This window comes from Pseudomonas acericola (SeqCode) (assembly GCF_053456465.1).
On sequence record NZ_JBRFJB010000005.1, the window covers coordinates 1 to 26,164 of the forward strand.

18 protein-coding genes are annotated in these 26,164 nt (G+C 60.2%); 5 read left to right on the plus strand and 13 right to left on the minus strand.

Annotation, left to right across the window (positions count from 1 at the left end):
• The 12 genes from ACU688_RS19665 to pvdP form a co-directional block, all read right to left on the minus strand.
• Positions 1-1,593, minus strand: a 1,593-nt coding sequence (locus ACU688_RS19665) for a T6SS phospholipase effector Tle1-like catalytic domain-containing protein (protein ID WP_448186036.1), incomplete at its 3' end; no start/stop codon positions are given.
• Positions 1,581-2,093: a Tli1a family immunity protein gene (tli1a, locus tag ACU688_RS19670; protein WP_448186037.1), complete on the minus strand. Its 513-nt coding sequence runs from the start codon at positions 2,091-2,093 to the stop codon at positions 1,581-1,583. The genes tli1a and ACU688_RS19665, both read right to left, overlap by 13 nt.
• A gap of 77 nt (positions 2,094-2,170) precedes the next feature.
• Positions 2,171-2,926 (minus strand): toxin Tle1 chaperone Tla1, encoded by a 756-nt coding sequence (tla1, locus tag ACU688_RS19675; protein WP_448186294.1) that lies wholly within the window; start codon positions 2,924-2,926, stop codon positions 2,171-2,173.
• A gap of 10 nt (positions 2,927-2,936) precedes the next feature.
• The gene (locus ACU688_RS19680; protein WP_448186038.1) at positions 2,937-5,315 is read right to left on the minus strand and encodes a type VI secretion system Vgr family protein; all 2,379 of its coding nucleotides are present in this window, start codon (positions 5,313-5,315) and stop codon (positions 2,937-2,939) included.
• Between the two features lie 2 nt (positions 5,316-5,317).
• On the minus strand, positions 5,318-7,948 hold the full coding sequence (gene tssH / locus ACU688_RS19685) for a type VI secretion system ATPase TssH (RefSeq protein WP_448186039.1): 2,631 nt from the start codon (positions 7,946-7,948) through the stop codon (positions 5,318-5,320).
• Positions 7,949-8,049: 101 nt separating this feature from the next.
• Positions 8,050-8,541, minus strand: a complete 492-nt coding sequence (locus ACU688_RS19690) for an Hcp family type VI secretion system effector (protein WP_017735580.1) — start codon at positions 8,539-8,541, stop codon at positions 8,050-8,052.
• A 22-nt stretch (positions 8,542-8,563) separates the two neighbouring features.
• Positions 8,564-10,279 carry an OmpA family protein gene (locus ACU688_RS19695; RefSeq protein WP_448186040.1) on the minus strand — a complete coding sequence of 572 codons (1,716 nt, stop codon included), beginning with the start codon at positions 10,277-10,279 and terminating at the stop codon, positions 8,564-8,566.
• A gap of 7 nt (positions 10,280-10,286) precedes the next feature.
• Positions 10,287-10,964, minus strand: a complete 678-nt coding sequence (gene tssL / locus ACU688_RS19700) for a type VI secretion system protein TssL, short form (RefSeq protein ID WP_448186041.1) — start codon at positions 10,962-10,964, stop codon at positions 10,287-10,289.
• On the minus strand, positions 10,961-12,316 hold the full coding sequence (tssK, locus tag ACU688_RS19705; protein ID WP_448186042.1) for a type VI secretion system baseplate subunit TssK: 1,356 nt from the start codon (positions 12,314-12,316) through the stop codon (positions 10,961-10,963). The genes tssL and tssK overlap by 4 nt, the downstream gene beginning before the upstream one ends.
• Before the next feature lie 23 nt (positions 12,317-12,339).
• Positions 12,340-13,878: a type VI secretion system contractile sheath large subunit gene (gene tssC / locus ACU688_RS19710; protein WP_448186043.1), complete on the minus strand. Its 1,539-nt coding sequence runs from the start codon at positions 13,876-13,878 to the stop codon at positions 12,340-12,342.
• Positions 13,879-13,911: 33 nt separating this feature from the next.
• Positions 13,912-14,409, minus strand: coding sequence for a type VI secretion system contractile sheath small subunit (gene tssB / locus ACU688_RS19715; RefSeq protein ID WP_448186044.1), 498 nt, complete (start codon positions 14,407-14,409; stop codon positions 13,912-13,914).
• A gap of 483 nt (positions 14,410-14,892) precedes the next feature.
• Positions 14,893-16,524, minus strand: coding sequence for a pyoverdine maturation tyrosinase PvdP (gene pvdP, locus ACU688_RS19720; RefSeq protein ID WP_448186045.1), 1,632 nt, complete (start codon positions 16,522-16,524; stop codon positions 14,893-14,895).
• Between the two features lie 142 nt (positions 16,525-16,666).
• On the opposite strand from pvdP, the gene pvdM reads away from it, so the two are divergent.
• Genes pvdM through pvdO form a run of 3 tightly spaced genes read left to right on the plus strand, consistent with a single transcriptional unit; the run spans position 16,667 to position 20,208 of the window.
• Positions 16,667-18,016: a pyoverdine-tailoring dipeptidase-like protein PvdM gene (gene pvdM, locus ACU688_RS19725; RefSeq protein WP_448186046.1), complete on the plus strand. Its 1,350-nt coding sequence runs from the start codon at positions 16,667-16,669 to the stop codon at positions 18,014-18,016.
• 19 nt (positions 18,017-18,035) lie between these two features.
• Entirely contained in the window at positions 18,036-19,304 is a 1,269-nt protein-coding gene (pvdN, locus tag ACU688_RS19730) for a pyoverdine-tailoring periplasmic protein PvdN (RefSeq protein WP_448186047.1), read from the plus strand.
• 31 nt (positions 19,305-19,335) lie between these two features.
• Positions 19,336-20,208 carry a dihydropyoverdine dehydrogenase gene (gene pvdO, locus ACU688_RS19735; protein ID WP_207042478.1) on the plus strand — a complete coding sequence of 291 codons (873 nt, stop codon included), beginning with the start codon at positions 19,336-19,338 and terminating at the stop codon, positions 20,206-20,208.
• Between the two features lie 156 nt (positions 20,209-20,364).
• On the opposite strand, the gene ACU688_RS19740 is transcribed toward pvdO, so the two are convergent.
• Positions 20,365-21,189: a N(5)-hydroxyornithine transformylase PvdF gene (locus tag ACU688_RS19740; protein WP_448186048.1), complete on the minus strand. Its 825-nt coding sequence runs from the start codon at positions 21,187-21,189 to the stop codon at positions 20,365-20,367.
• Between the two features lie 199 nt (positions 21,190-21,388).
• Between ACU688_RS19740 and ACU688_RS19745 the strand changes: the two genes are divergently transcribed.
• Together ACU688_RS19745 and ACU688_RS19750 are read left to right on the plus strand one after the other, a co-directional pair.
• Positions 21,389-23,041 carry a cyclic peptide export ABC transporter gene (locus ACU688_RS19745; RefSeq protein ID WP_448186049.1) on the plus strand — a complete coding sequence of 551 codons (1,653 nt, stop codon included), beginning with the start codon at positions 21,389-21,391 and terminating at the stop codon, positions 23,039-23,041.
• Positions 23,042-23,150: 109 nt separating this feature from the next.
• Positions 23,151-25,562 (plus strand): TonB-dependent siderophore receptor, encoded by a 2,412-nt coding sequence (locus ACU688_RS19750; RefSeq protein WP_448186050.1) that lies wholly within the window; start codon positions 23,151-23,153, stop codon positions 25,560-25,562.
• The last annotated feature ends 602 nt before the right edge of the window (positions 25,563-26,164 follow it).

The following is a 26,164-nucleotide window of genomic DNA, read 5'->3' on the forward strand; positions in this document are numbered from 1 at the left end:
ATTCGTGGCGGCTTCGGGTGTTCTCAAGCGCAGGTCGGCGAGGTCTTTTTTATGTTGTTCATAGGCCTTGAGTTGTTCACTGGCCTGGTGAGGCGTGGCTTCCACCGCCTGCTTGAAGAATGGCTGATGCTTGTAGCTGTCGTTGGTGCCGTCGCGATCATTGGCATAACGACCGATGCGCCAGCCGGTGATCCAGGCGAGTTGGTCCGCCAGCACGGCTTCGACGGGTGCGTTAAGGCGCAGGGGTTGGTAGAGCTCGGGGGTATCGGGGGTGGGCTCGTCGGCGGGGATGCCGGGTAGGGTTTTGCGCCAGGTGTTGAAGCGTTCGATTACCTGCTGATTGACCACAAAATCCGCCAAGGTCTGGGGGCCCATTTCTCGCCAGGATTTTTGCGGGATTAATGATTTCGGTAGCACCTCCACCGGCACTTGCAATGGCGCACCCACTTCAAAAGCCGAGGCATACAGATCATGCAAAACGATCTGCGACACCAATTCCTGGGTGCTACCGCGCGCCTTGCCCTGATCGTTCTGCGGATAACCGCCACCGACATCAGAATGAACCCCGGGATACACCACTTCATAGGTATTGTCGGGATATTGGCCGTCCTCGTTACGGATTGAATCCAACGGAAAGCATGAGCGTTGCTCGAATGCCGCGACAAAGTGCCGACAGCACTTGACCAGGCCCGGAAAGCGCTGGGCATCCGGGAGCAGTTGGGTGTCATCGGCCCAATCCATATGCCCGGCAAAAAAAGGGGCCGCATGGGCAATGCCTACTGAAGCGACTGTATCCAACACCCCGAGAAACTCTACACTAACGGGTAGACCAATCAGGTTCTGCGACGGCCTTTCGGCCCCCGGCGGGGTATCGAACAGTTCACTCAACCACGTGACGAACGTGCGCGCCTGTGCGGCGCCACGGGAGAACCCGTAGACATACAGCTTGATACCCAGCACGCGAGGCCTGGCCCTCCCCGTGAGGTCTTGCAATGGCTTGAGCAGTTTGTCCATCGTGCGCCGACGATTGCCCTTGCCCATAGCAATCATCAGGGGGGCTTTCCAGGTGCTCATTGCCTCGACATAGCGTTTGGCATCAGGCTCAAGTATTTCGTTTCTTGTCAACGCAAAGGTGAGTGCACTGACCAGTTGCACCAACGCCCAATTGATGCGGTCTTCGCCTCCAGAGGCATACTTCAATCCGCCAGCACTGTAATCCAGCTCTCCGATCTCTGGAAAAGCAGTTCCAACACCAGGCATGTAATAAGAAAAATAACCTCGCTCCTCTGCTTTTTTGCCTCCCAACGACGCATGAAAAAGCTTTGCTATATTGCTGGGATGATTTTTCTTGCTGTCGTTATCGTCGTTATTATTGGTGCCATCGAAGAACAGACTGATATGTAGGCTATGGCAGCACTCAGAGTGCTGTTTGCGCCCATCGCTATTAGTCGACTGGCGAAAGCGCTGCTCTTCCGCTGTCTGCATTTCATAATTTCCGACTACTTTCAAAGTCTCGCGCGGCAACCGTCCTGCGATCGGAAAATGTGATGGAGCCCAAACGTTGTTTTTTGAGATCACATTTACTCCGGGCATACGGAAGGCTCCTGCACATCTTCGGGATCTTTAATAGGATAGTTAGGTGAGCTAGGAGCCCAGCACGAGTTGGTAACTTTGACTTTCTTACACACCAGAAAGTGAACTTTTAATGCGCAACGCTCTTTCCCTGACCATTCAGGAATATCAACCACAATACTATGGCTCACGTAGTTTTTGGCATGTCTTTCATACGCCTGACGAAACTCAATAGATGTCACAGATGGCATTTTCGCAGTTGGATTAGGATCAACCTCCCACTCAATGGCAGCCTTTAAACCAGGTCGCCATACAGCCGGCATAATAATGCAACACGACCGCCCACCACCTCCATGCGCGCGATAACCATTCACCGAAAACCAATTAATCGCTCCCGTGGTATGGTTAATCGCTTGTATGTTACCCGCCACCATCTCAGGACTATTCCCAGAGCAACCCAACATTGTTAGGCCAACACCACCCCACACAACTAGCATCACCAACCGAATGAATAGTTTCATAACTTTCAGCTCCTAACTCACGACTCACACACCATAAACATCAGGCTTCACGACATCACGCAATCTAAAAACCACGCTTAAATCTTCCGCTTCACGTACTCGCTTAGCCTGCCAAAATAGTTTTCCTGGCACGCCTGCACCGCATATGAATACAACAAAGTGAAACGCCGCTCTTGACTGCCGTTAAAATCATCAAGCACACCGTTATTCAGAAGTTCCTGTGCATCACTAATCGCACCGATGAGGTCGCATTGCTGATCACTCAGGTCCAGGGCCGGACGGAATGCGATACCACCCAGTTTTGACTGGCACTTCCCCTCCAACCATTGCGGCTGTTCATCCCGATCAAGCCATCCCCAATAGCACGCAACTTCCAAGTACGCGTCACGCTGCTCCTTGTTCAGGATTGAGGACATCAACAGGGGAAATATGCGCGGGTCGTAGTAGCGCAACAAACCGGGGCAGCCGCCCCAGTTGAACTGCAACAAGGCGCGTAACGCATGAGCAAGCACTTCAAAGTCCAACGCAGACACCAGAACCAGCAGTCTAGCTTCGGTGGCGCAGTGAGTTATCAACTCTTCCAGCCAGGCTTCATGCTGCCAGTGGGCAAAATCCAGACGCATCAATAACGGGGCATGATTGAGCATGTTCTCTTCGGGCGTACCGCTGAATAGTGAGAACCAGGGCACTGGCGGGTTGATTTTGCGTAACCCGGGCAACACATTGTTATGCCATGCAGTTTGGTCGAGTAATAGATCAACGTGCTGTAAGCCAACCTGAGTGCATATCTGTTTGATCTGCACAAGCCACTGAGTTGATGTACTCATTCGTATAACACTCCCGTCAACCTTCACGCCGCAACAAACCGATGGCATTTTCCCGTGCCTTTTCCAGGCACTCCTCACACACAGATTGCGGTAGTTCAGGCATCGGAAAGTTTCGACTCTCTGGTTTCTCCCAGACATGCTGGCCCTTTAGGGTCAACTTTCCTGGGCTATAGATATCAATAGCTCCGCTGGGCGTGATGCGGATATATCCACCTCCACACGCCAAAGTAATGCCGTTTTTAGCCGTCAGTTGCACTTGGCCCTGCACGGATTGCAGGGTGAGGTCTTGTTGGGCGGCCACGTTCATCAGGCCGGCATGGGATTCGATTTCCAGGGGACCTTTGCCGGAAACGAGGCGCATCCCTTCTTGCTGGGCCAACAAAGATATGGCCTGGCTCGCGTTCACAGACAGCCGATTGCCAGCGGCCAGGTTGATCTCGTCATTACTTTGCACATAAAGGGCTTCACCGCTTTTAAGCAGCAGGCTCGCAGGGGTAACCGCGCCAATGCCTTTGGGTGCACTGAGCAAAATCGCTGCACCGCTCAGGTTCGTTGCATCAACTTGAAACTGCTCAAGGCCGGCTACGCTGGGCATGCGGCTATGGTGAGCATCGGTAATCTTCAGCCATTCCGTCATCTGTACTTTTGCACCTTGAATCAGATTAGAAGCCGGCTGCATCACAAGCACATGGCCCGTCGCTTTGGCCTGCTCATCCGCACTGATAAACACCCCCTTCCCACCCCGAACCGCCCCCCAGCCATCCGTGCGCAGCTCAAACCCTTCGCCGCGCTTTTGCTTCCGTGCATCCACCAAATGCCCCAGATTCAACTGACTCTTGCCACTGTGCTCCGTACTCAACTTGATGTGCTCCTGCCCCCGCGTGTCGTCCATGCGCAACTTATTGTTGGCCGGGGTGCGCAGCACGTTGCGTTTGTAGTTGCGCAGGGTCACGTGGTCCACATGCTGGCTGTCATGCAGGGCATGGGCGATGTAGGGGCGGTCCGGGTCGCCTTGTTCGAAGGCGATGGCCACTTCGGTGCCGGGGATCAGGGGTAGGTGCAGGCCATGGGTGTCGCCGGCGTAGGGGCGGGCCAGGCGTAGCCAGAGGCTTTCTTCGCCGGGTTTCCAGGTGTCGCGGTCGAACAGGAAGTTGACGCGGTAGCGGCCTTCCAGGTCGATGTGGGCGTAGGGGTCGTTCGCCTGGGGGCTGGTGACGCGGGCCGGGACGGTGCCGGCGATTTGGGGTTTGGTTTGTGGGGCTGGGCGAAAGCAGACGGTTTCTGAATAGGGGATCGCTTCGAAAGTGGCTTCGAAGCTGCGGTCGCGGGCGGCCTTGGTGGTCAGGCGGGTAATGACTGCGCCGGGTTTGAAGGCTTGGGGAGCGCCGCCACTGATCTTGAGGACTTGGCCCGGTGCGAGGGTGGCGCTGCTGCTGATGCCGCTCAATTGGGTCTGCTGGTTCAGATACTGTTCGTGCCGCAGGCGTGCGTAGAAGTAGCCGCTTTCGCTTTGCAGGTCTTCGCCTTCATCCAGCCGATTGCCGAGGACCGTGTAGGGTTCGGCGTAGTGATACGCATCGCCGTAGGTGGTGGTTGCACCACGGCGGTGGTCGATCTCGCCGTTGAGTTGGGCGCTGGCGTCACGGTGATGGTAGGCGCGCACGCTGACCTGTTGCTCGACAACTTGGTGGCTGGATTGCAACGCCCATACGCCGTCCTGTCCGCTGCTGCCGAGACCGGATTGCGGGCGAAGGGGCAGCTCGATGTAGAACTGGTAACCGCGCTGGCTATCGAAAAATTCAACGACGTCGATGCGCAGGCGTTCGTCGCTGGTGAAGCGATACCAGATGCCCACGTCGGCCAGCAACCGGCTGATGAAGGCCAGGTCGCTTTCGCCGTATTGCATAACCTGTTCGCGCCGGGGGTAGTCGCGCTTGAGGCTGAACAGGAAGTCCTGGCCCTCGAAACCATGACGGCTGCGCAGGATATGTTCGACGATTTCGGGCACGGATTGGTGTTGGTAGATGCGGGACTGTCGGCCGCGTTCAAGCAGGGCGATTCGGGGTTGCAGGGTGAGTGCGTAGGTGCCTTGATCGTTGGAGCCGGACTGTCGCGCGAAGTGGGTGACCACGCCATGCAGGGTGCGCAACGGTTTGATCTTGGGCGGGGTCACGCTCAGCAACGGGAGTTTTTGCGGTGGGGCGTGCAGGCTGAAGCTGGCCGTTTTGCCAAGCATGGAGTCGGCGGCGAGGTCGAGGTCGGGGCTGGTGAACTCCACGCAGTAGCTAAAAGGTTGGCTGAGCCGTTCCTCGCCGTTGAAGGCCAAGACGTCAAGCTGCGCTGCAACCTTGCTCACCCACAGCGTGTGCCGGCTGTGATCGAAGAAAACACTCATCCTCAGGCCTCCATGACGGCGGTTAGAGATTCAGGATCGCCATCGGTGAAGCTCAGGCTGATACCGTCTGCTTCGCTGTACTCAAGGCTGACGCTTTGGCAGCGCTGTTGCGCCGCCCGCCGTTCCAGCAGTTGCTGGCTGAGTACGGGCAGGATCTGCTCGTTGAGCAGGCTGTCGATGTTGCGTGCCCCCGTGTCCGGCAGCAGGCAGGCGGCAACCAGGGCGTCGTTGAGTGACTCGCCGAGCCGGCAGTCGAGGTCGTAGTGCACGCGCAGACGCTTGGCCACCTGGGCCAACTTGAGCGCAACGATGCGTTTGAGGGCGTCGGCTTGCAGCGGGCGATAGATCAAGGTCTGGAACCGTGCGAGCAACGCCGGTTGGAAGTGCTCCCGCAGGATCGGCCGCAGTTGTTCGTGCAGCACGCTGTCGGGGGCGTCGGGTTGGGCCTGCAAGCAGTTGTGCAGTAGATCGCTGCCGAGGTTCGAGGTCATGAGGATGACGGTGTTGCGAAAGTCGATCTCGCGCCCTTCGCCATCGCGCATGAAGCCGCGATCAAACACTTGATAGAACAGGTTGAGCACGTCGCGGTGGGCCTTTTCGACTTCGTCCAGCAGTACGACACTGTAGGGCCGCTGTCGCACGGCTTCGGTCAGGACACCGCCCTTGCCATAGCCAACGTAACCGGGCGGCGAGCCTTTGAGTTGGCTGACGGTGTGGGCTTCCTGATACTCGGAAAAGTTGAGGGTGATCAGTGATTTCTCACCGCCGAACAGGCTGTCGGCGAGGGCCAGGGCGGTTTCGGTTTTACCCACGCCGCTGGTGCCCACCAGCAGGAATACCCCCAGCGGCGCATGTTCATGGGTCAGCCCGGCCTTGGCCGCGCGCAGCCGTTGTGCCAGTGCGTTGAGCGCTGGGGCCTGGCCGATCACGCGTTGCGCCAATTGTTGTTCCAGCGCCAAGAGGTGGGTTTGTTCGTCCTTGAGCAGGCTGCCCAGCGGAACCCCGGTCCAATCGGCAACGACGTGCGCCACGCTGCGCACATCGACATCCAGTGACAGCAACGGCTGAGCGCCTTGAAGGCTGTGCAGTTGTTGTTGCAACTGCGCACATGTGTCCCGCTGCAACGGCTGCGCTTGGCGCGCTTCAAGCAGTTGCTTGATCAAGGCGAGCTCTTGGCAGTGTTGCTGTTCCAGTGCGGTGTACTCACGTTGCAAATCAGCGGACTGCGCGTCAATCAATGCCAGGCGTTCATCGACGCTCTTGCCGCTTAGGGCCTGGTCTTGCTCCAGTGCCTGGCGCTCCAGCTCCAATGCCATGCAACGGGCGTGCAGACGCACAAGCGCTTGCGGCTCACAGTCCAGGCTCATGCGCACCCGGGCGCTGGCTGTATCCAGCAGGTCCACCGCCTTGTCCGGCAGTTGACGCCCGGTCAGGTAGCGCCGCGACAGGCTCACCGCCGCCTGCACCGCCGCGTCCTGGATATGCACGCCATGATGGCTGGCGTAGCGCAACTTCAAGCCACGCAGCATCAGGCTGGCGTTGGCGTCGTCCGGCTCATCGACCTTGACCATTTGGAAGCGTCTTTCGAGGGCCGCGTCGCGCTCAAAATACTGCTTGTACTCACTCCAGGTGGTCGCGGCGATGGTGCGCAATTCGCCACGGGCCAAGGCCGGCTTGAGCAGGTTGGCCGCGTCGGCACCACCGGCCTGGTTGCCGGCGCCGATCAGGGTATGGGCCTCGTCAATAAACAACAGCACGGGGATCTCGGACTGTTGCACGGCATCGATCACGTTTTTCAGGCGTTGCTCGAACTCACCTTTGACACCGGCGCCTGCTTGCAACAAGCCCAGGTCCAGGGTGCGTACGCAGACTGATTTGAGGCTGACAGGCACACGCCCCTGGGCGATGCTCAAGGCCAGGCCTTCAACCAAGGCTGTTTTGCCAACCCCGGGTTCGCCCACCAGCAGCGGGTTGTTTTTCCGCCGCCGACTGAGGATGTCGATGACCTGGCGGATTTCATCGTCACGGCCAAACACCGGGTCGATCTTGCCTTGTGCAGCCTTGGCGGTGAGGTCTTGGGTGAACCGGTCGAGCGTTGCCTGCCCAGCGGTATTTTCTATCGGTTCAATGGCTACCGGTTCAGTGGCCCCCTTCAACTCGGGGCGCTCCTCAGACGTTTGATCCACCAGCACCATCAAGCGTTGCAATTGCGCCTGACTGAGACTGAGCAACGGCCATGCGGCTTCGCAGGCCAACAGGCTGGGCGTCTCCATCAAGGCCGCCAACAGGTGTGCCGAGCGCAGGCTGTCGTTGTTGTCGTCGAGCGAGGCGCGCAGCCAGGCATTTCTGATCAATTGCTGTAAAGACTCGGACAGCTGCGGCTTGCCCTGCATGCTGCGTGGCAGGCTGTCGAGGTGCTCAAGCAAGCCATGCCACAGCGCGTCCAGATCCCATTCGTAACGCCGCGCGATGACGGTCAGGTCGCCCTCCCCCTGGCCCAGCAGCTTGAGCAGCCAGTGCTCGATGGTGATCTGCGCGTGCGCACTGCCGTGGCACAACGAGGCTGCCGCACTCAACGCTTGGGCGCAGTAAGGATTGAGTCGTCGCAGCAAACGGGTGGAGTGATGGGCCATACAAAATACGTCCTCGCCAAGGGGCTGGTTGTGTCATCCGTCTTGAAGCGTGATGTGTTCGGTTGAGCGCCCGCTTACGGACGCCCAACCGATCACCGCCATCAAGCGCTTTGGCGTTCGCTCCAGGCATCGGAGTGAATGATGTTGCCGTCCTTGTAGGTCCAGGTGACCTTCTCGTAGCGCAACTCGATCTGCTCAAGGTGGTTGTGCTTCTCTTTGCCGGGGTCTTTGACGTCATGCATTTTCGGCGCGACCTTCACTACCTTGACTTGCTCCAGCTTGGTGATGAAGTACTCGACCTCCTGCCCCGCATCGTCGATGCGGTACCACTTGAACTCGGCACTCTTGAGGGTTTGTCCGGTGGTGACCGCTTTGTAGAGGTATGGGCTGGACGCATCGATCTCCTTGCAGAACAGGAACGGGGTATGCACCCGCGTACCGGTCAACTTGCCGGTGTTGTTGTCCGTCGGGATGTAAAGGCTGTGGTCCTGGGCGATCACTTCGATACTGCCCTCGCGCTTTTGCACATCCACCGAACCTTTGATGTCGGCGCCGCCGTCGTCTTGTAGCCAGAGGTAAACGGGAATTGCCATGTGAAGCTCCTTTTCTTGGGAATCAAACGTCGCGATAGGCGACAGGGGGTTGCCTGACCGATCCCTGGGGCGGGAGCGAACAGGCTCCCGCCGAAGGCACCAGACGGATATCGACGCGGCGGTTGGCTGCTCGCCCCGCGTCAGTGTCGTTGCTTGCAATCGGCTGGCTGGCGCCGAAACCCTGCACCGCAAAGCAGCTGTCGGGAATCCCGCCCATTTGCTGCATCCAGCCATGGACGGCAGCGGCTCGGGCGTAGGACAGCCGGAGATTTTTCTCAGCGTCGCCGGTGGCATCGGTGTGCCCGGCGATCACAATCAGCAGGCCTGGTTGCGCCTTGATGCCGACCAGTGCGTTGATCAGGACCTTGGTCGAACCCGGCTTGAGCCGGGCGCTGCCGGTGGCGAATAGCGAAAGGCTGTCCAGCCGCACCACACGGGCCGGCCCCGCAGGCAAGACCGTCATTGGTGGCTCGACATGGGCGGCCAGCACGGCAAGCAAAGGCGCGCGCAAATGCTCGCCGCGATACAGGCCCAGCCCCAGCGCCAGGGGCTCGCCCTGTCGGTAGTAGATGTCCAGGCGCCGGGCCGCATGACGCAGCGCGGTGATGGCATCCTCACGGAGCAGGAACGCGCGTTGTTCACGGTGTGTCGGCGGCGGGATCGAGGTGTAGCGCCGCAGGTCATCGCTGACCTGGCGCAGCAAAAGGGTGTTCTGCCAAGCCGAGCTGGCCAGTGCAGCGGCGCTGGCGACTACCCATAACCACAACGCCACGACGCTTGCCCGTTGCAGTGACGTGTACGCGGAGCCGCGCTTGAACACGCTGAGCAACGCATCAGGAAAGGGCAATGCCGCGCTTGCATCACTCACCCGCCGGTCGACCAGCGCCACCTTCTGCGCAAGCCATTGGCACCACAGGTTCCCTTCTACTGCCTGAGGAAGAACCGGGAGCATTTTGATCGCACACACGCAGGCTACATCCGTGTCGTGCCGACCGAGGCTAGGCAACACCTCAACGTGCAGCCACTGCGCGACACTGTTCAGTTGAACGCAGGCGTGCAGTCGTGCGGCGCGGGTGGGCGTATCAACGGCTTGCTGCTGCCACTCGTCCAGCGTGGTGCACTGGTTGTTGTCGCGGGCGCAAGGCTGAGACTCGCCCTGTTCCCAACTGAACCACGGATCGGCGCCTTGCAAGGTTTGCAGGTAACTCACCAGCAACAGCGGCAGCGCGATCCCACGCTTGCGCACCAGGGCGGCCTGGTAGCCAAAGGTTCGCACCCGTCCCAGCAAGGCAGCGTTGTCAGCATGGGCACTGGGGTTGACGACAAACATCACGCAAAGTTGAGCGCCCCAACCGGGACGCAATGCGAGGATGGCGTCGCTGATCGCCGGCAATTGTTCCAGGCTTGGCACGCGCACGTAACAACCCGACGGGATCACCCGCAAGACCAACCGATCGGCGCAGACCGGGGCAAACAGTGCATCGAGCCCATCACCACAGACCAGCAGCACCGGGTGCCGGAAGGACGCCGCCGGCAAGGCGGCCGTATCGTCAAGCTGCACGGATGCGCGCAACGCGGCTGCCCTGCGGTTCACGGCGACCCAGGCCAAGCCGATGCCAGCCATCCCGAGCAAGATCCCGGTGGCTCGCGCCCAGACGCTAATTGGAATGATGGCCAGCAGCGCCAGGAGCAATCCCCCGGCCCACAGCACGAGCACTCGGTGAGAAGTGATGCTCATCTGGCCCTCACGCTTGATCAGGCAAGAGCGAAACCACCGTATCGCTCAACAGTTGATTCAACCCCCACCACATTGCCGCCAACACCACGGCGGCAGCGAGCACATGCAGCAACGGCGATTGCAGCCAGCCTAGCGCCCAGACCACGCCACCACCCGCCTGGGTAATCAGGCCCTGGCTGGGCCTCAAGGGCGCGACATAGGCATTGAGCGCGTTCAACAAGCGTTCGCGTGCGGGGTCGTTCGGGTCACGATAACGGCCCTGGAACCCGAGCATCAGCACACGCTGGAACACCGTCAGGACCTGCCGATCAGGCGCGGGTTCGCCTAACACGGCCTGCATGTCCTCGTATAAGAACTCGCCCGCCTGATGGTGGTTGAAAAACTCAGCCTGGAGCGGTTTTGCCCACGCGGCCTGATCGTCTTTTTTCGCAAAGGTGAGCACCGTCTCGTCCAGCAACGCGCATTGCGCGTGGGAGATGTAGTCGATGGCGCGCGGGGCCATGCCCGCCGCTGCGAGCCGCTGCCGCACCCGTTCGACCTGCTCGACGCACAGCGGCCACAACTGCGGTTGACCCTCGGAGAAAGCGCCCTGGCGCAACTCGACCACCAATAGATAGGTGTCCTGCAACAGCTCATCGATGTCCGCAGGCAACACGCTGTGCCCGCTCGAATTGACCCGGCTCATGTGCGCAACACCGCAAACAGTTCGAGTTTGACCTCGACCAATGTGCTGGGTACGTAGAACGCACACACCCCTTCGGCCAATACCGCCTGCCCTTTCGGATGCGCGAAATTGAGTGCGAAATACTGGTTTTCCAGACGCAGTGGAATCGCCGCGGGCACATGTGCGAGCGCCAGCAAGGGCACGCCGTCGAGTGCAGCGTTGATCAGGTAATCGACTTCGTCCGGCGTGCCGACCTTGCACAGTTGCGGGAACTGATCCTGCAACTGCGCAGCCGGCAGGCGGCTGCGCACCGACAGGTAGAAATCGGCGCCGTCAGGCTCGCGCAGGCGCGGGTCATTCAATTTGACCTGCCAACGATTGGCGCCATGCGCCTCCAGCTCCAGGGCAACCACCCGCGACGGCAGGCTGGCTTCCAGCAACAACGAAATAGTGTTCATCAACGGCGCGAACACCGCTTCCAGCTCGCCGTGACGGTAGGCCGGCACCTTGTCGATATCGTGTTCCAACGAAAACGTCAGCAGGCTGCCTGCGAGCTTGACCAGCTCCCCGTAGACCTGCTCGGGATGCCTGGCAGGAAAGTCCCGCAGGTCGGCCAGCACCGGCTGATAGGTGTTCAGCGCATTGAGCAGCCAGAACAGCGAAACGTCGGCCACGGCAAAGTCGGCCATGCGTTGGTTGCTCTCACGCCGCATGCCCATGAGCCGTTGCCGTTTGGCGGCCAATTGCGTCAACAGGTTGTCCAGCTGACGCAGCAAGCCTGGATGCGCCGCAAAGCTCAGCAGCGGCGGCACGTAGACCGGATCAAGGCCCCAGGCGCCTTGCCCGTCGCGGGCCAGGCGCGCAACGGGACAGGTGACATAATCGGCGTTGTCATCACTGTGCAGGCGCAGGCTCAGGGTGTGCTCCAGCACGCCGATGGACTGTTTCTCATCGGCGTAGAGGTCTTGGACTTCACGCCAGTCCTGGCGATAACGGGTGGGCCGGTCGGGGTTGCCACCGTCAAACAGGCAGTTGTTGCCATTGGCCTGTTCCAGCGGCAATGCCACGTGCACAAGCACCGCTTGAACGGCGTCGGCTGGCAACGGTGCCAACTCCAAGGCCGGCGGCAGGCGGTCCACAGCGTCGGTATCGACCCACGTACCGTCAGGTAGGCGTAGGCACAATTGGGTGGCCTTGAGTTTGCTCAGGCGCAAGGCGTCCAGGTCAAACCCAACCGCCTGCACACCCCAAGGGTGCACCAGGCTCAGGCGAGCGACCTGTTCGTGGGCCCAGGCCTCCCAACGTGCCTGTTGCTGGAATTGCTGCGCCGACAGCAATACGCCGCTGGCCCACAGTGGGCGATCGATCTTCATGGCATCGTTTCCCTACGATTGACTCAGGCCTTGGCCTTGGGCATTTGCGAAACCAGCGAGAGGTTCACGTCCATGCCCTCCACCTGAAAATGCGGCACGGCGTACAACTTGACGCGGAAGAAGCCCGGGTTGTCGTCAATGTCCTCCACCGTCACCTTCGCCTCGCGCAGCGGGTGCGAAGCCTGCAGGTCATCGCCGGGATCGGTCATTTCGGTGACAAGCCCGCCAATCCATTTGTTCAGCTCCAGCTCCAGCAGGCGCCGGTCTTTGGTGGTGCCGATGTTTTCGCGCTGGATCAATTTCAGATAGTGGGCGATGCGCGACAGCAAAAAGATGTAGGGCAGGCGTGCGTTGATGCGACTGTTTGCCGTGGCATCGGCGGTGTCGTACAAGGCGGGTTTCTGCGCGGAGTTGGCAGAAAAGAAGCACGCATAATCGCGATTCTTGTAGTAGGACAGAGGGATAAACCCGAGGTTGGCAAATTCGAACTCACGGGTTTCCGGGATCATCACCTCCGAAGGAATCTTCACCTGGTTGCCAGTGCCCAGGTCGTACAGGTGAATGGGCAACTCGGTGACCGCTCCACCCGACTGCGGCCCACGGATCTGCACACACCAGCCATTGGCGATGAAGCTCTTGACCATGTTGGCGGCGAACGCGAAGGAGGCGTTGGTCCACAGGTACTTGTGGTGATCCGGCCCCTTGACGCTCTCGATGTAGTTGAAACTGCGCACGGGAACGGTGTCAGGACCATAGGGCAGCCGCCCCAATACACGCGGCATCGTCAAGCCGATGTAGCGCGCATCATCACTGTCACGGAACGACTTCCACTTGATGTACTCGGCACGGTCAAAGTAATTGCCGATGTCCTTGATCGCGGCCACTTCTTCCATGGACGTCTTGCCAAAGAATGCCGGCCCGACAGCCCCCACAAAGGGCATATGGGCAGCGGCCGCCACTTTGGAAATATTGCGCAGCAGGGCAATGTCCTGGGGGTTGCGGTCGAATTCGTAATTGGAGATGGCGGCAGCAATGGGCTCGCCGCCCGGCGTGTCGTACTCCTGGGTGTAGGTATGCAGGTAGAGGCCACTTTGGGCAATTTCCGGCGCGTCCTCAAAGTCCTGCACCAGATGTTCTTTACTGATATCCAACAGTTCTATGCGCACGTTCTGGCGGAAATCCGTCTGGTCGATCAGCGATTTCACCCCCCGCCAGGTCGATTCGACGCGCTGAAAGTCCGGGTGGTGCATGATTGCATCGAGTTGTCGGCTTATTTGCCTGTCCAGCGCGGCGATATGTTCATCCAACAGCACCTTATCCAAGCGCTCGACTTTATGGGAAGACTGTTTCAGCAGCTGCAAAAATACATTAACCGCCGCAGTAACCCGCTCATCAACAGACACTTCGGAAAGCGCTTCGGTATTTTGAAACACCTCAAGCCCGCCCAACTCCATCACAGGGCTCAAGTTGATCTTGCTGAACAGCGCGGCGTAGACCCCGCCAGTGTTTTCCGACACGACGGCACTGCCGTGGGATTGAGAACCAGAATGTTCTACCGACATAGTCAAATCTCCCTTTAAACCGATAGAAATGAATTAACGGCTTGGCGCCAGTGCGGCCAACTCAGCCCGAAGTTCATCACTGAGCGCGTCGTCCTTGAGGATGCGTTCCAACTCATGGCGAAAGGTCACGTTATCCAATAAGTTGGACTTGAGATCGCGCAACAGATTGCGCATCGCCAGTAGTGCACGTAACTGCGGGACCTGCCGTGCGACCTGCTCCGGCTCGAAATCCTTCAGGCGCTGGAAGCTCAACTCGACGGCGGTGTCGGCGGCGTCATCCGGCAAGGTGTTTTCCACCACCAGTTTGAGCCCGGGCGAGAATTCGCCGAGGACACTGTCAACGTTGTTCTTATTGATATTGATCTTGCCCCGTTCCGACAACGGGCGTTGTTCTTTGCCGTTGCTGTAATCGCCCATCACCATCAACTTCAAAGGCAATTCAACTTTCTTCTGGGCGCCGCCGGTATGTAAGTCCAGTTTTATATTGACCCGCGCCTTCGGCACTTCATTTTGATAACTATCGAGCGTCATAACTCCATCCTTGCCGTATGGCCAACTAATAAATCGGCCAAACCGGGGCTTTTTTTGCTCCGCCGTACCGATCTCTGTCGCCGCAAGAATGGAGTATCCAGGATATTTTTTACCAGCCCCCGAACCACGTACGGGAACTTTCTCCAAGGCTTTGAGGATGCATCCTACAAATTACCCAGATAAACTTTATTTCAACTTTTCATTTATCCACAAACAAAAAACTACGAAATATCTGTCAGAAAAATCGATATTCAGCAGATAAAAAACTACAACTCGATTATTAAATTTTGATATAGACAGATCTTTCCTAACGCTAACAGGATTGAATCCTACAAATGCCAGAAAACTCAGCGAGGGGCAGCAGAGGGAGAGAACAACCGGCCGCCTTTCAAAAGTCAATACACGACCAATACCGCAGTGAGCACATTAACGCCCCACTGCGGTTCATTGACATCGTAAAAGTTGTAGTTGGCTGCGGCGAAATCAGGCCTCTGGCCGCTTCACCTTCAAATGCCGCGCATACCAGGGCCGTTGCGGCACCCGCTTGAACAACCCTTGCAACACGTCATCCTCCGTGCCAAAGGTGATGCGCAACGCCAGTTTCATGGTCTCCGGGTCCATCTCCATCGATCGTCCGATCTGCAGCCCTGGCGTGGTGCTGCAACCATGGGTATCCGGGCCTAGCCACGGGTCGCCGACTTCCACCCAGCGCCCCGGCGCAAACCAGGCCACGCCGTTGACTTCAAGGCGGCTGACTTCGCCCGGATTGAAGCGTTCATGGGCACGGAACCAATCCTCGACACGATCATCGATCCAGCCGTGGAAATGCCAGAACACCGGGTTCACGTGGGACGAAAACGGGTCGCCGAGAAAGTCGTTTTCCGCCGCATACCAGCGCGCGGCAAAGTCCGCCGGGTCGCGGGCGAACGGCACCGGGCCGCCGTTGGAGGGGTCGCGGGGCACCGAGGCCCAGCGCATGTGCAGCCAGTCGTGCAAGCCCAGTTCCATCTCGGAGCCGAGCTGGCCCAGGGTCAATTTGGCCAGGTAGCGGGGATCGCGGTATTGGGATTCCCACACCTGGAAATTGCTGTGGTAAGTCTCGGCTGCCTTGATGTCGCTGACCCACTGGGTGTAATCGTCGTCCCCCGACGCCGACCAGGTGGGAGGCAAGGCGAAACCGTCATAGTTGTCGAAGTAACGCACAAAGCCCAGGCGATCGCGCTCCAGCGCCGGCTGCGGCTCGGGAAACTGCGGCCAGGACGGCAAGTCTTGCATCGAGCGCGCCGTGCCGAGCATATGGCGGTGCATAAAAAAGAAGTCGATGCCCGAGCCGTTGCGGTCCTTGCGTTTGCCCCGTGCATCACGCTCCTGGCCACGCGGGCCGGGTTGCCAGCCGATACCGCGCAAGGCGTCGCGCTTTTCTTCAGAGAGTTTGTGCCATTGGTCACGGGTGGCGTGCCAGAGCTGGTGGAACAAGCGGTGTTCGGCGGAGATCAGCCAAGCCAGTAACGGCGGATTAAGGCCAATACGCTCACGGGCTTCGGGAAACAGTTGTTTGTGCGCGACGAAACGGTGGTCGCGCTCGGTCAGGGCAAGCGGGCGATCAAGGTTGAGGATCTGCCCGCTGAGGGTGCCGCTGCCGGCATTGCCGAACACGCCCCAGACTTCGTCGAGGGTCATCTTGAATTCATAGGCGGGCACGCCGCCGGGGGCGTCGCGATCGATCAGGCGCCAATAGAGCGTGGCGCCCTCCCCCGTGAGCAGGTCGCCGAGGATGCGGTAACGCGGCTCCCCGGCCGCGCGCAGGTTGGCGGCGGTGTCGAGGTAACCGCGCAGGCCACGGCCACGCGGGGCGATGTCCAGCAGCAGTTCCAGGCCTTGCAGCGGCAGGCCCTTAAGGCCTGCATCGCGGCCTTCCAGGCGCAGGCTCCAGACCCCGCGCAGGCTGTTCGCCAGGTGCTGGCCAGCGGTGTCGGCCAGGTCCACCGTGGCTTCGCCCGGAGTAATGGGGAATTCTTCTTCACGCGTCAGCTCGCGATGGGCATAGAAGGCCGCCGGCACGGCCGCGCCGGTCAGGGCCAGGCCTGCGATGAACCCACGTCGAGAGATCGTCATTGTCTACCTTAGGAAACGGCTTAATCAGAGCTAGAACGTTTGCTGGCCGGGGAAATTTACCGCGCACGCCCCGGCGCCTAAATTTCTGCCCCTAGCGCTCGTTCTTCCCTGATAGCAAAGGCCTCAACTGACTGAGATGGCAATGACAAAACCACGTTCGAAAAAGGCGCTGTACATCGGCTTGCCGCTGGCACTGGCCATCGGCGCCGGGGCCGGTTTCCTGGCCTGGGATCACTGGTTCAGGGGCAACGCCGGCTACCCGTTGGAGGTGATCAAGCAGGCCAATGAGATGCAGGATCGTCTGTTGTCGTTCGACAGCCATATCACCGTGCCCCTGGATTTCGGCGGCGTCGGCAGCGAGGCCGACAAGGATGGCAGCGGCCAGTTCGACCTGGCCAAGGCGGCACGCGGGCGTTTGTCGGGCGCGGCGTTGACGATCTTCGGCTGGCCGGAAATCTGGAACGGCGAAAACGCGCCACACAAACCCACCGACGGTTTTGTCGAAGAGGCCCGCCACGAGCAGGAGGTGCGCTACAAGATCATCTCCGGCATGGTCCGCGACTTTCCCAACCAAGTGGGCATCGCCTATACCCCGGACGACTTCCGCCGCCTACATGGCGAGGGCAAGTTCGCGATCTTTATCAGCATGCTCAACGCCTACCCGCTGGGCAATGACCTGAACCAGCTGGATTTCTGGGCGGCGCGCGGCATGCGCATGTTCGGCTTCAGCTATATCGGCAACAACGCCTGGTCCGATTCATCGCGCCCACTGCCGTTTTTCAATGATTCCACCGACGCCCTTGAAGGCCTGTCGCCGATTGGCCAGCAAGCCGTGCACCGCCTCAATGACCTGGGGGTGATCATCGATGTGTCGCAGATGTCGACCAAGGCGCTGGAACAAGTGGCGCAGTTGAGCCGCACGCCGATGGTCGCGTCCCACTCGGCGCCGCGTGCGTCGGTGGATATTCCGCGCAACCTCAGCGACAAGGAACTGCAACTGATCAAAAACAGTGGCGGCGTGGTGCAAGTCGTAGGCTTCCCGGCGTACCTGCGTCCGTTGAGCCAGCCAACCCAGGACAAGCTCAACACCCTGCGCGCGCGTTTTGATCTGCCACCGCTGCCCAACCTGGCGATGGCCTTGATGCCCGGCGACGCAATTATCGCCGCCTGGCCCGAGCAGAAATTCGGCCAGTACGCCCAAGGCCTGTACGGCATCCTCGAGGAAGAACCCAAGGCCAGCCTCAAGGATTGGGGCGATGCCATCGACTACACCGTGCGCAAGATCGGCATCGATCACGTCGGCATTTCGTCGGACTTCAACGACGGCGGCGGCATCGACGGCTGGGAAAACGTCGGCGAGGTGCGCAACGTCACCGCCGAACTGATCCAGCGCGGTTACTCCGAAGCCGACATCGCCAAGCTGTGGGGAGGCAACTTCCTGCGGGTGTGGGACCAGGTACAAAAAGCCGCCAAGCCCTTGGCCAATCGCTAATCAGCCACGAAGTGAGTCCATGACCGACCGCCGTACGTTTCTCAAGCAGGCCGGCGTCTTTGCCGCCAGCCTGCCGCTGCTGCCGGAGGCGCTGGCCGCCACTGCCGCGCCTGCGACAAAGCATCCATGGACGGACCTCAAGCAGCTATTCAACCAGGACCCGAGCTACCTGCACTTCTCCAACTTTCTCGTCGCGTCGCACCCAAAACCGGTGCGCGACGCCATTGAACGCTACCGCCAGCAGATCGACCGCAACCCCGGGCTGGCGATGGATTGGGGCCTGGAGGAAACCTGGAAACGTGAAGGCCAGGTGCGCGAATGGGCCGGCCGTTATTTAAAGGCCGCACCCGCGCAGATCGCCCTCACCGGCAGTACGTCCGAGGGCCTGGCGATGATCTATGGCGGCATCCAGCTGCGCGCCGACCAGGAAATCCTCACCACTGTGCACGAGCACTATGCGACCCAGAACGTGCTGGATTTTCGCGTGCGCAGGCAAGGCACCCAAGTGCGTCGGTTCCAGCTGTTCGAGAGTGCCAACCGCATCTCGGCGGATGAAGTGCTCGGCAATATCCAACGCAATATCCGCCCCAACACCCGCGTGTTGGGCATGACCTGGGTACAGTCCGGCAGCGGCGTGAAGCTGCCCATCGGCGAAATCGGCCAACTGGTCAATGAACATAACCGCAACCGCGATGACAACGACCGCATCCTCTACGTGGTCGATGGCGTGCACGGTTTTGGCGTGGAAAACCTCGACTTCCCGGACATGCACTGCGACTTTTTTATCGCCGGCACCCACAAATGGATGTTCGGCCCACGCGGCACCGGGCTGGTCTGCGCCCGTGACAGCGAGAACAAATACGTCACGCCGATGGTGCCGACCTTCTCTGAAGACACCAATTTCGCCACCACCATGACTCCGGGCGGCTTCCATGCGTTCGAGCATCGCTGGGCGGCGGATGAAGCTTTCAAGCTGCACCTGCAACTGGGCAAGGCGCCGGTGCAGGCGCGTATCCACGCGCTTAACAGCGAACTGAAAGAGCACCTGTTGGCCCACCCGCAGATCGAACTGGTGACGCCGCGCAGCCCTGAATTGTCGGCCGGCTTCACCTTCTTCCGGGTCAAGGACCGGGACAGCAATGACATCGCCGATTACCTGATGAAACAGCGCGTGGTCATCGATGCAGTGAACCGCGATGCCGGCCCGGTGATCCGCACCGCGCCTGGCCTGCTCAATTCCTCCGACGAGATCCAGCGCTTCATGGCGCTGTTGAGTCCACGCCTGTGACGCCCACATTTCCATTTGACGAGAGGCCCCTATGACTCCATCCCGACTCAAACCCCTGGCCGCCCTGACGCTGGCGACCCTGTGCGGCGCCCTGTTGCCGGGCCTGGCCCAGGCCGCCACGCCGCAGCCGGGCAAGGTGTTCAAGGACTGCAAGGACTGCCCGGAAATGGTCGTGCTACCCGCCGGCACCTTCACCATGGGCACGCCCGAGGACGAGGTCGGCCGCGAGCCCGACGAAGGCCCGATGCATGACGTGACCTTCGCCAAGCCCTTCGCCATGAGCCGCTTCCATATCACCGCCGGCGAGTGGGACAGCTACGTGCGCCAGACCGGCGTGAAGATCGCCAACGGCGACACCCGCCCCGGCCGCGAATGCATCGCCAGCAAACCCCGCTACCCGCAAGGGCCGCGCCAGCCGGCGGTGTGCATGGACATGGACGACATCAAGCAGTACGTGAGCTGGCTGTCGAAAAAGACTGGGCAGCAGTACCACATGGTCAGCGAAGCCCAGCGCGAATACGCCGCGCGCGCCGGCACCAAGGGCCCCTTCCCGTTCCCGTTTGACGCGGGCAAGGGTTACAGCATCGCCGAGCACGCCAACACCTACGGCCCGGCGGACGGCTACAGCTATTCCTCGCCAGTGGGGAGCTACGCGCCGAATGGGTTTGGCATGTATGACATGCACGGCAACGTCTATGAACGGGTTGCCGACTGCTACCACGAGAACTATGTGGGCGCGCCGACTGATGGCAGTGCGTGGTCGGAGCAGACGTGCGAGGCCTACATCATTCGCGGCAATGACTGGGGTGAGGCGCCGGTATTTTCGCGTTCGGGTAACCGTAACAATATCTACCCGCAGACGCGGGGGGATTGGATTGGTTTTCGCGTAGTGCGCGAACTCTGAAGCACTGAAGATCCCAATGTGAGAGCCAGCCTGTGTGGGAGCTGGCTTTTGTGGGAGCTGGCTTGCCTGCGATAGCGGTCTATCAGTGATTGATGTGCAAACTGACCCACCGCTATCGCAGGCAAGCCAGCTCCCACATTTAGAACAGTGTCTGCCTTACGCTTTTGCCAACAGCTCCAGCCCCTCATGCAACGCCGGGAACAGGCTGTTGTTGAAGTTATTCCAGCGCAATTCGAGGATCGTGTCCTCAGGCGAAATCTCCGTCTTCAACACGTCATGGAACACCTCCCCCGAATCAATGCCGTTATCCACGTAATGGAACGATGCACCCGTGAGGTACAACGGCTCCGACGGCGTGGTGGCCTTGGTCGCCCAATCCGTGACGGTCAGCCCGCGCGCGCCGTACAGCGCATTCCACGTGGCATACGCGCCGCGACGTTCGTAGGGCGATTCGATGCGGGTGATGCCAGGGTGGATATTCATGATGCGCCGCGCAAACGGCGCACCCGGTCGCACCAGCTCATCGAGGATCACCAGCAGGCCATCGAGCACCACGATGTCAGCCTGCAATTCCACCAGCGTGTCATGCAGGCGGCGTTCGAAGTCTTGCTTGCCGGCGATATGTTCCGCGCTGCCCCGTGGCAAGCGGCGATAGGTGGACGGCACGCTCAGCAGCAGGTCGTTGACCAGCTTGCCCTGCACCCGCAGGTCCGCCGGGTACAGCCACTGGCGGCCGGGTTGGTAGGCAAAGCCGTAATCCTTGACCAGTTGCTGGTCCCGTGGGTTCTGCTCGTCATCGTCGTACACCACGCCGACCAGGTTGTAGGCCTCGCCCAGCGGCGTGTCGTTCAGCGAACCGGCGAGGAATTCCAGCACCGACTTCATGTAGCGCTCGTGGTCCTTGTAGGCCACCGGCTGCCCGGCCTTGTCGGCGGCGGCGTTTCTCAGGGACCACACGTACACCAGATTCTTCTTCGTCATTGTTTCGCTCTCGCTGGATGGACTGCGCGCTGCGTCGGTACGCGTGCGCCTACACCACAAGAACGAACCAGCCCGCCGCCAATTTATCCACGCCGGCCACCGCCTGGCACACTGCGCTAAATACTCGCCCCGATGCTTCGTTTGTCATGGGTAAGGGTCTGTGTGCCCAGCCCCTCTATTCACTCTCCGGGAAGTATTTATGACCGACCCCAAGCGCTGCGCCTTCAATGGTCTGCTCGCATTGCTCAGACCCTTTCGAACCCTGGTGACGGTGTCCGTCGCCCTGGGCATGGCGGGTGGCCTGGCCATCACCTTCTTGCTGGCTACCATCAACAACGCCCTGCACTCCTCCACCGGCATGACCCAGGGCGTGGTGCTGACGTTTGCCGCCCTGTGCGTGCTGGCCCTGACCAGTTCGATCGTGTCCGACATCGGCACCAACTATGTCGGCCAGCGCATCATCGCGGCGTTGCGCAAGGAGCTGGGTGAGAAGGTGCTGTCGGCGCCGATTGAACAGATCGAGCGCTATCGCTCGCACCGCCTGATCCCGGTGCTGACCCATGACGTCGACACCATCAGCGATTTCTCCTTCGCCTTCACCCCGCTGGCCATCGCCACCACCGTGACCCTCGGTTGCCTGGGTTACCTGGCGTACCTGTCGGTGCCGATGTTCCTGCTGATGATTGTCGCGATTGCGATTGGTTGCAGCGTGCAGTTCATCGCCGGGGCCAAGGGCATTCGTGGCTTTGACGAAGCTCGCGACCTGGAAGACGAGCTGCAACGCTACTACTCGGCGATCGCCTCGGGGGCCAAGGAGCTGCGTATCCATCGGCCACGGCGCTACCGCATGAACACCCACCGCATCCAGGAAACCGCCGACCGGATCAGCGACATCCAGGTGCGTTCGGTGAACATCTATATCGTCGCCAAGACCTTTGGCTCGATGCTGTTCTTCGTGGTTATCGGCCTGGCCCTGGCCCTGCAAGCCTACAGCCCCAACCCGGACCCGGCGGTGATCACCGGTTTCGTGCTGGTGCTGCTGTACATGAAAGGCCCGCTGGAACATGTGGTGGGTTACCTGCCGATCATCGGCAAGGCGCGCATCGCCTTTGCGCGCATCACCGAACTGGCCGACCGGTTCTCATCGCCGGAACCGCACTTGCTGATGGACGCCAGCGAAGCCCCACACCCGCAGGTGCACAGCCTGGAACTGCGCGGCGTGAGCTACAGCCCGCCGCCGGTGGAAGGCAGCGAGCCGTTCCACCTGGGGCCGATCAACCTGAGCATCAAGCAGGGCGATATCGTGTTTATCGTCGGCGAAAATGGCTGCGGCAAGACCACCCTGATCAAGCTGCTGCTGGGTTTGTATCAACCCCAGGCCGGAGAAATCCGCCTCAATGGTGAAACCGTGACCGACCCGGTGCGCGACGACTATCGCCAGTTGTTCACCACGGTGTTTGCCGACTACTACCTGTTCGATGACCTGGTGCAGGGCAGCGCCACGCAGTCGCTGGACAGTGCGACCAAGTACCTGGAGCGCCTGGAAATTGCGCACAAGGTCAGCGTCAAGGACGGCGTGTTCAGCACCACCGACCTGTCCACCGGCCAACGTAAGCGCCTGGCCCTGGTCAACGCCTGGCTCGAAGAACGCCCGGTGCTGGTATTCGACGAATGGGCCGCCGACCAGGACCCGGCCTTCCGCAAGATTTTCTATACCGAGCTGCTGCCGGACCTCAAGCGCCTGGGCAAGACCATCATCGTAATCAGCCACGACGACCGCTATTTCGACATCGCCGACCAGTTGGTGCGCCTGCGCGCGGGCAAGGTGGTGCATGAAATGGAGCCGGCCTGAAAAAAGTTTTCCGGTTTCTCCAAGTAGGAACGTCTCACTAGTGGTAATGAGAATCTAACTCAATAAACACCTATAATCTGCCCACTAAAACATAGAAGAGAAAGCATTCATGTCAGTACGACTCGGTCTGAGCCCCCTGAGCAAAGCGCTGTCCATGCGCCGGGCCCTGCACTTCAACCTGTTGCCCAGCGCGCTGGCCCTGGCCGTGTCGCTGCCGATTGCTGGCTATGTGCAGGCACAGGAACTTGAGATCGACGTGCCGGCCCAGTCCCTGGGTAGCGCACTGCAAGAATTCGGTCGCCAGACCAACCTGCAAGTGCTGTACAGCCCGACCGACGTGGAAGGCAAGCGCAGCAACGCCGTCAAAGGCAAGCTCGACCCGGACCGCGCCATCACCACCCTGCTCAAGGGCACCGGCGTCGGTTACGGCCTACAAGGCAACACTATCAGCATCAGCGCCCATGCCGCTTCCGGCATGGAACTGGGCGCGACCCAGGTGACCGCCAACCAACTCGGCACCGTGACCGAAGGCACCGGTTCCTACACGCCGGGCACCATTGCCACCGCCACGCGCCTGGTACTGACCCCACGGGAGACGCCGCAATCGATCTCCGTGGTCACCCGCCAGGCCATGGACGACTTCGGCCTCAACTCGATTGACGACGTGATGCGCCATACCCCCGGCATTACCGTTTCGACCTATGACAGCGAGCGCACCAACTACTATTCGCGCGGCTTCTCCATCAACACCTTCCAATACGATGGCATCCCGACCCTGCGTGACGCCCAGTACTCCGCCGGCCAGACCCTCACCGACATGGCCCTCTACGACCGCGTCGAAGTGCTCAAGGGTGCCACCGGTCTGTTGACCGGCGCCGGCGGCGTGGGCGGCACGCTCAACCTGATCCGCAAGAAACCGACGGCCGAGTTCCAGGGCAACATCGAGCTGGGCGCCGGCTCCTGGGACAACTACCGCTCGCAGATCGACGTCAGTGGCCCGTTGACCGAGTCCGGCAACATCCGTGCGCGTGCGGTCGCGGCCTACAACGACAAGCACTCGTTCCTCGACCACTACACGCGCAAGACCAGCGTGTTCTACGGGATTCTTGAAGCCGACCTCGACGAAGACACCCTGCTGACCGTCGGCGCCGACTACCAGGACAGCGACCCGAAAGGTTCCAGCTGGACTGGCAGCCGCATGATCTTCGACGCCGAAGGTAAAGAACTGGACCTGCCGCGCTCGTTCAACAACGGGCCGAAATGGGGTTCATGGGCGCAGTACACCCGCACCGCCTTCGCCACCCTGGAGCACAACTTCAGCAATGGCTGGGTCGCCAAAGGCCAGTACAACCACCAGATCAACGGCTACCACGCGCCGCTGGCCGCCCTGTCCCAGGACTCCGGCAGCCAAAGCTCGCTGTACGCACGCAAACACGTCGGCGAAACCACCAGCGACAGCCTGGACGGCTACGCCACCGGGCCGTTTGAACTGTTTGGCCGAGAGCACGAACTGGTGGTGGGCCAGTCGATTTCGATCAGCAAATGGAAAGGCAAGAGCTACGACGCCACCTTCGCCCCCGGCACCAACTCCGCTGACTTCTACAACTGGAACGGCAACATCCCGGAACCGGCGTGGTACCTCACCCGCGTCCTCGACCAGACCAGCCGCCAGACCGGCAGCTACGTCACCAGCCGCTTCAGCCTGACCGACGAAATGCACCTGCTGCTCGGCGCGCGCCTGGCCAACTACCAGGTCACCGGCACCAGCCGCTCCACGGAAAGTGGCAAAGTCGTGCCGTATGCCGGCCTGACCTACGACCTGAACGACAACTTCACCGCCTACACCAGCTACACCGAGATCTTCCAGCCGCAGACCGACTACCGCGACCGCAACGACCAGATGCTCGAACCGGATGAAGGCAAAAACTACGAAGTCGGCATCAAGGGCGAGTTCTTCAACGGCGCCCTGAACACCAGCCTCGCCTACTTCGAAGTGCACGAGACCAACCGGCCGGAACTTGACACCTCGGAAGGTGCCAGCCTGATCAACGACTCGCCGTACTACGGCATCAAGTCCAAGACCAAGGGCTACGAAGCGGAAATCTCCGGCGAAATCGCCACCGGCTGGCAGTTGCAGGCGGGCTATACCCACAAGGTGGCGCGCGACGACAGCGGCAACAAGATCTCCACCTGGGAGCCGGAAGACCAGGTCAACCTCTACACCACCTACAAGCTCACCGGCCCGCTGGACAAGCTGACCATTGGCGGTGGCGCACGCTGGCAGAGCGAAGGCTGGAAGTCGATCCGCAACTCCGGCCTGCGACGCTCCGAAATCCTCACCCAAGACCCGTACTGGCTGGTTGACCTGATGGCCCGCTACCAGATCACCAAGAACCTATCGGCGACCGTCAACGTCAACAACGTGTTCGACAAGAACTACTACACCAACATCGGTTTCTATGACTCCGCCTACCCTGGCGACCCACGCAACTTCATGGTCACCACCCGCTACAACTTCTAAACCCGGCGTCTAAACAAAAGCCCCGTATCGCGAGATACGGGGCTTTTTTGTGCCTGCAATGAAGCAGTGAGCCAGGCAAAAAAGGTGTCGCCTGTACCGCCGCCTTCGCAGGCAAGCCAGCTCCCACATTTGACGGTGTTCACAGATCAAAATGTGGGAGTTGTCGAGCTTTAGCGAGGCTACGAAGGCGGCGGGTCAGGCAAAAGGATATCGCCTGTGCCGCCGCCTTCGCAGGCAAGCCAGCTCCCACATTTGACGGTGTTCACAGATCAAAATGTGGGAGTTGTCGAGCTTTAGCGAGGCTACGAAGGCGGTGGGTCAGGCAAAAAGGATATCGTCTGTACCGCCGCCTTCGCAGGCAAGCCAGCTCCCACATTTGACGGCGTTCACAGATCAAAATGTGGGAGTTGTCGAGCTTTAGCGAGGCTACGAAGGCGGTGGGTCAGGCAAAAAGGATATCGCCTGTGCCGCCGCCTTCGCAGGCAAGCCAGCTCCCACATTTGACGGTGTTCATAGATCAAAAATGTGGGAGTTGTCGAGCTTTAGCGAGGCTACGAAGGCGGTGGGTCAGGCAAAAAGGATATCGCCTGTACCGCCGCCTT

What these genes read in the sequence shown, in the direction of transcription:
- tli1a (WP_448186037.1), bottom strand. Translation starts at nt 2,093, where the DNA reads ATGAAACTATTCATTCGGTTGGTGATGCTAGTTGTGTGGGGTGGTGTT.
- ACU688_RS19680 (WP_448186038.1), bottom strand. Translation starts at nt 5,315, where the DNA reads ATGAGTGTTTTCTTCGATCACAGCCGGCACACGCTGTGGGTGAGCAAG.
- tssH (WP_448186039.1), bottom strand. Translation starts at nt 7,948, where the DNA reads ATGGCCCATCACTCCACCCGTTTGCTGCGACGACTCAATCCTTACTGC.
- ACU688_RS19690 (WP_017735580.1), bottom strand. Translation starts at nt 8,541, where the DNA reads ATGGCAATTCCCGTTTACCTCTGGCTACAAGACGACGGCGGCGCCGAC.
- ACU688_RS19695 (WP_448186040.1), bottom strand. Translation starts at nt 10,279, where the DNA reads ATGAGCATCACTTCTCACCGAGTGCTCGTGCTGTGGGCCGGGGGATTG.
- tssL (WP_448186041.1), bottom strand. Translation starts at nt 10,964, where the DNA reads ATGAGCCGGGTCAATTCGAGCGGGCACAGCGTGTTGCCTGCGGACATC.
- tssK (WP_448186042.1), bottom strand. Translation starts at nt 12,316, where the DNA reads ATGAAGATCGATCGCCCACTGTGGGCCAGCGGCGTATTGCTGTCGGCG.
- tssC (WP_448186043.1), bottom strand. Translation starts at nt 13,878, where the DNA reads ATGTCGGTAGAACATTCTGGTTCTCAATCCCACGGCAGTGCCGTCGTG.
- tssB (WP_448186044.1), bottom strand. Translation starts at nt 14,409, where the DNA reads ATGACGCTCGATAGTTATCAAAATGAAGTGCCGAAGGCGCGGGTCAAT.
- pvdP (WP_448186045.1), bottom strand. Translation starts at nt 16,524, where the DNA reads ATGACGATCTCTCGACGTGGGTTCATCGCAGGCCTGGCCCTGACCGGC.
- pvdM (WP_448186046.1), top strand. Translation starts at nt 16,667, where the DNA reads ATGACAAAACCACGTTCGAAAAAGGCGCTGTACATCGGCTTGCCGCTG.
- pvdN (WP_448186047.1), top strand. Translation starts at nt 18,036, where the DNA reads ATGACCGACCGCCGTACGTTTCTCAAGCAGGCCGGCGTCTTTGCCGCC.
- pvdO (WP_207042478.1), top strand. Translation starts at nt 19,336, where the DNA reads ATGACTCCATCCCGACTCAAACCCCTGGCCGCCCTGACGCTGGCGACC.
- ACU688_RS19740 (WP_448186048.1), bottom strand. Translation starts at nt 21,189, where the DNA reads ATGACGAAGAAGAATCTGGTGTACGTGTGGTCCCTGAGAAACGCCGCC.
- ACU688_RS19745 (WP_448186049.1), top strand. Translation starts at nt 21,389, where the DNA reads ATGACCGACCCCAAGCGCTGCGCCTTCAATGGTCTGCTCGCATTGCTC.
- ACU688_RS19750 (WP_448186050.1), top strand. Translation starts at nt 23,151, where the DNA reads ATGTCAGTACGACTCGGTCTGAGCCCCCTGAGCAAAGCGCTGTCCATG.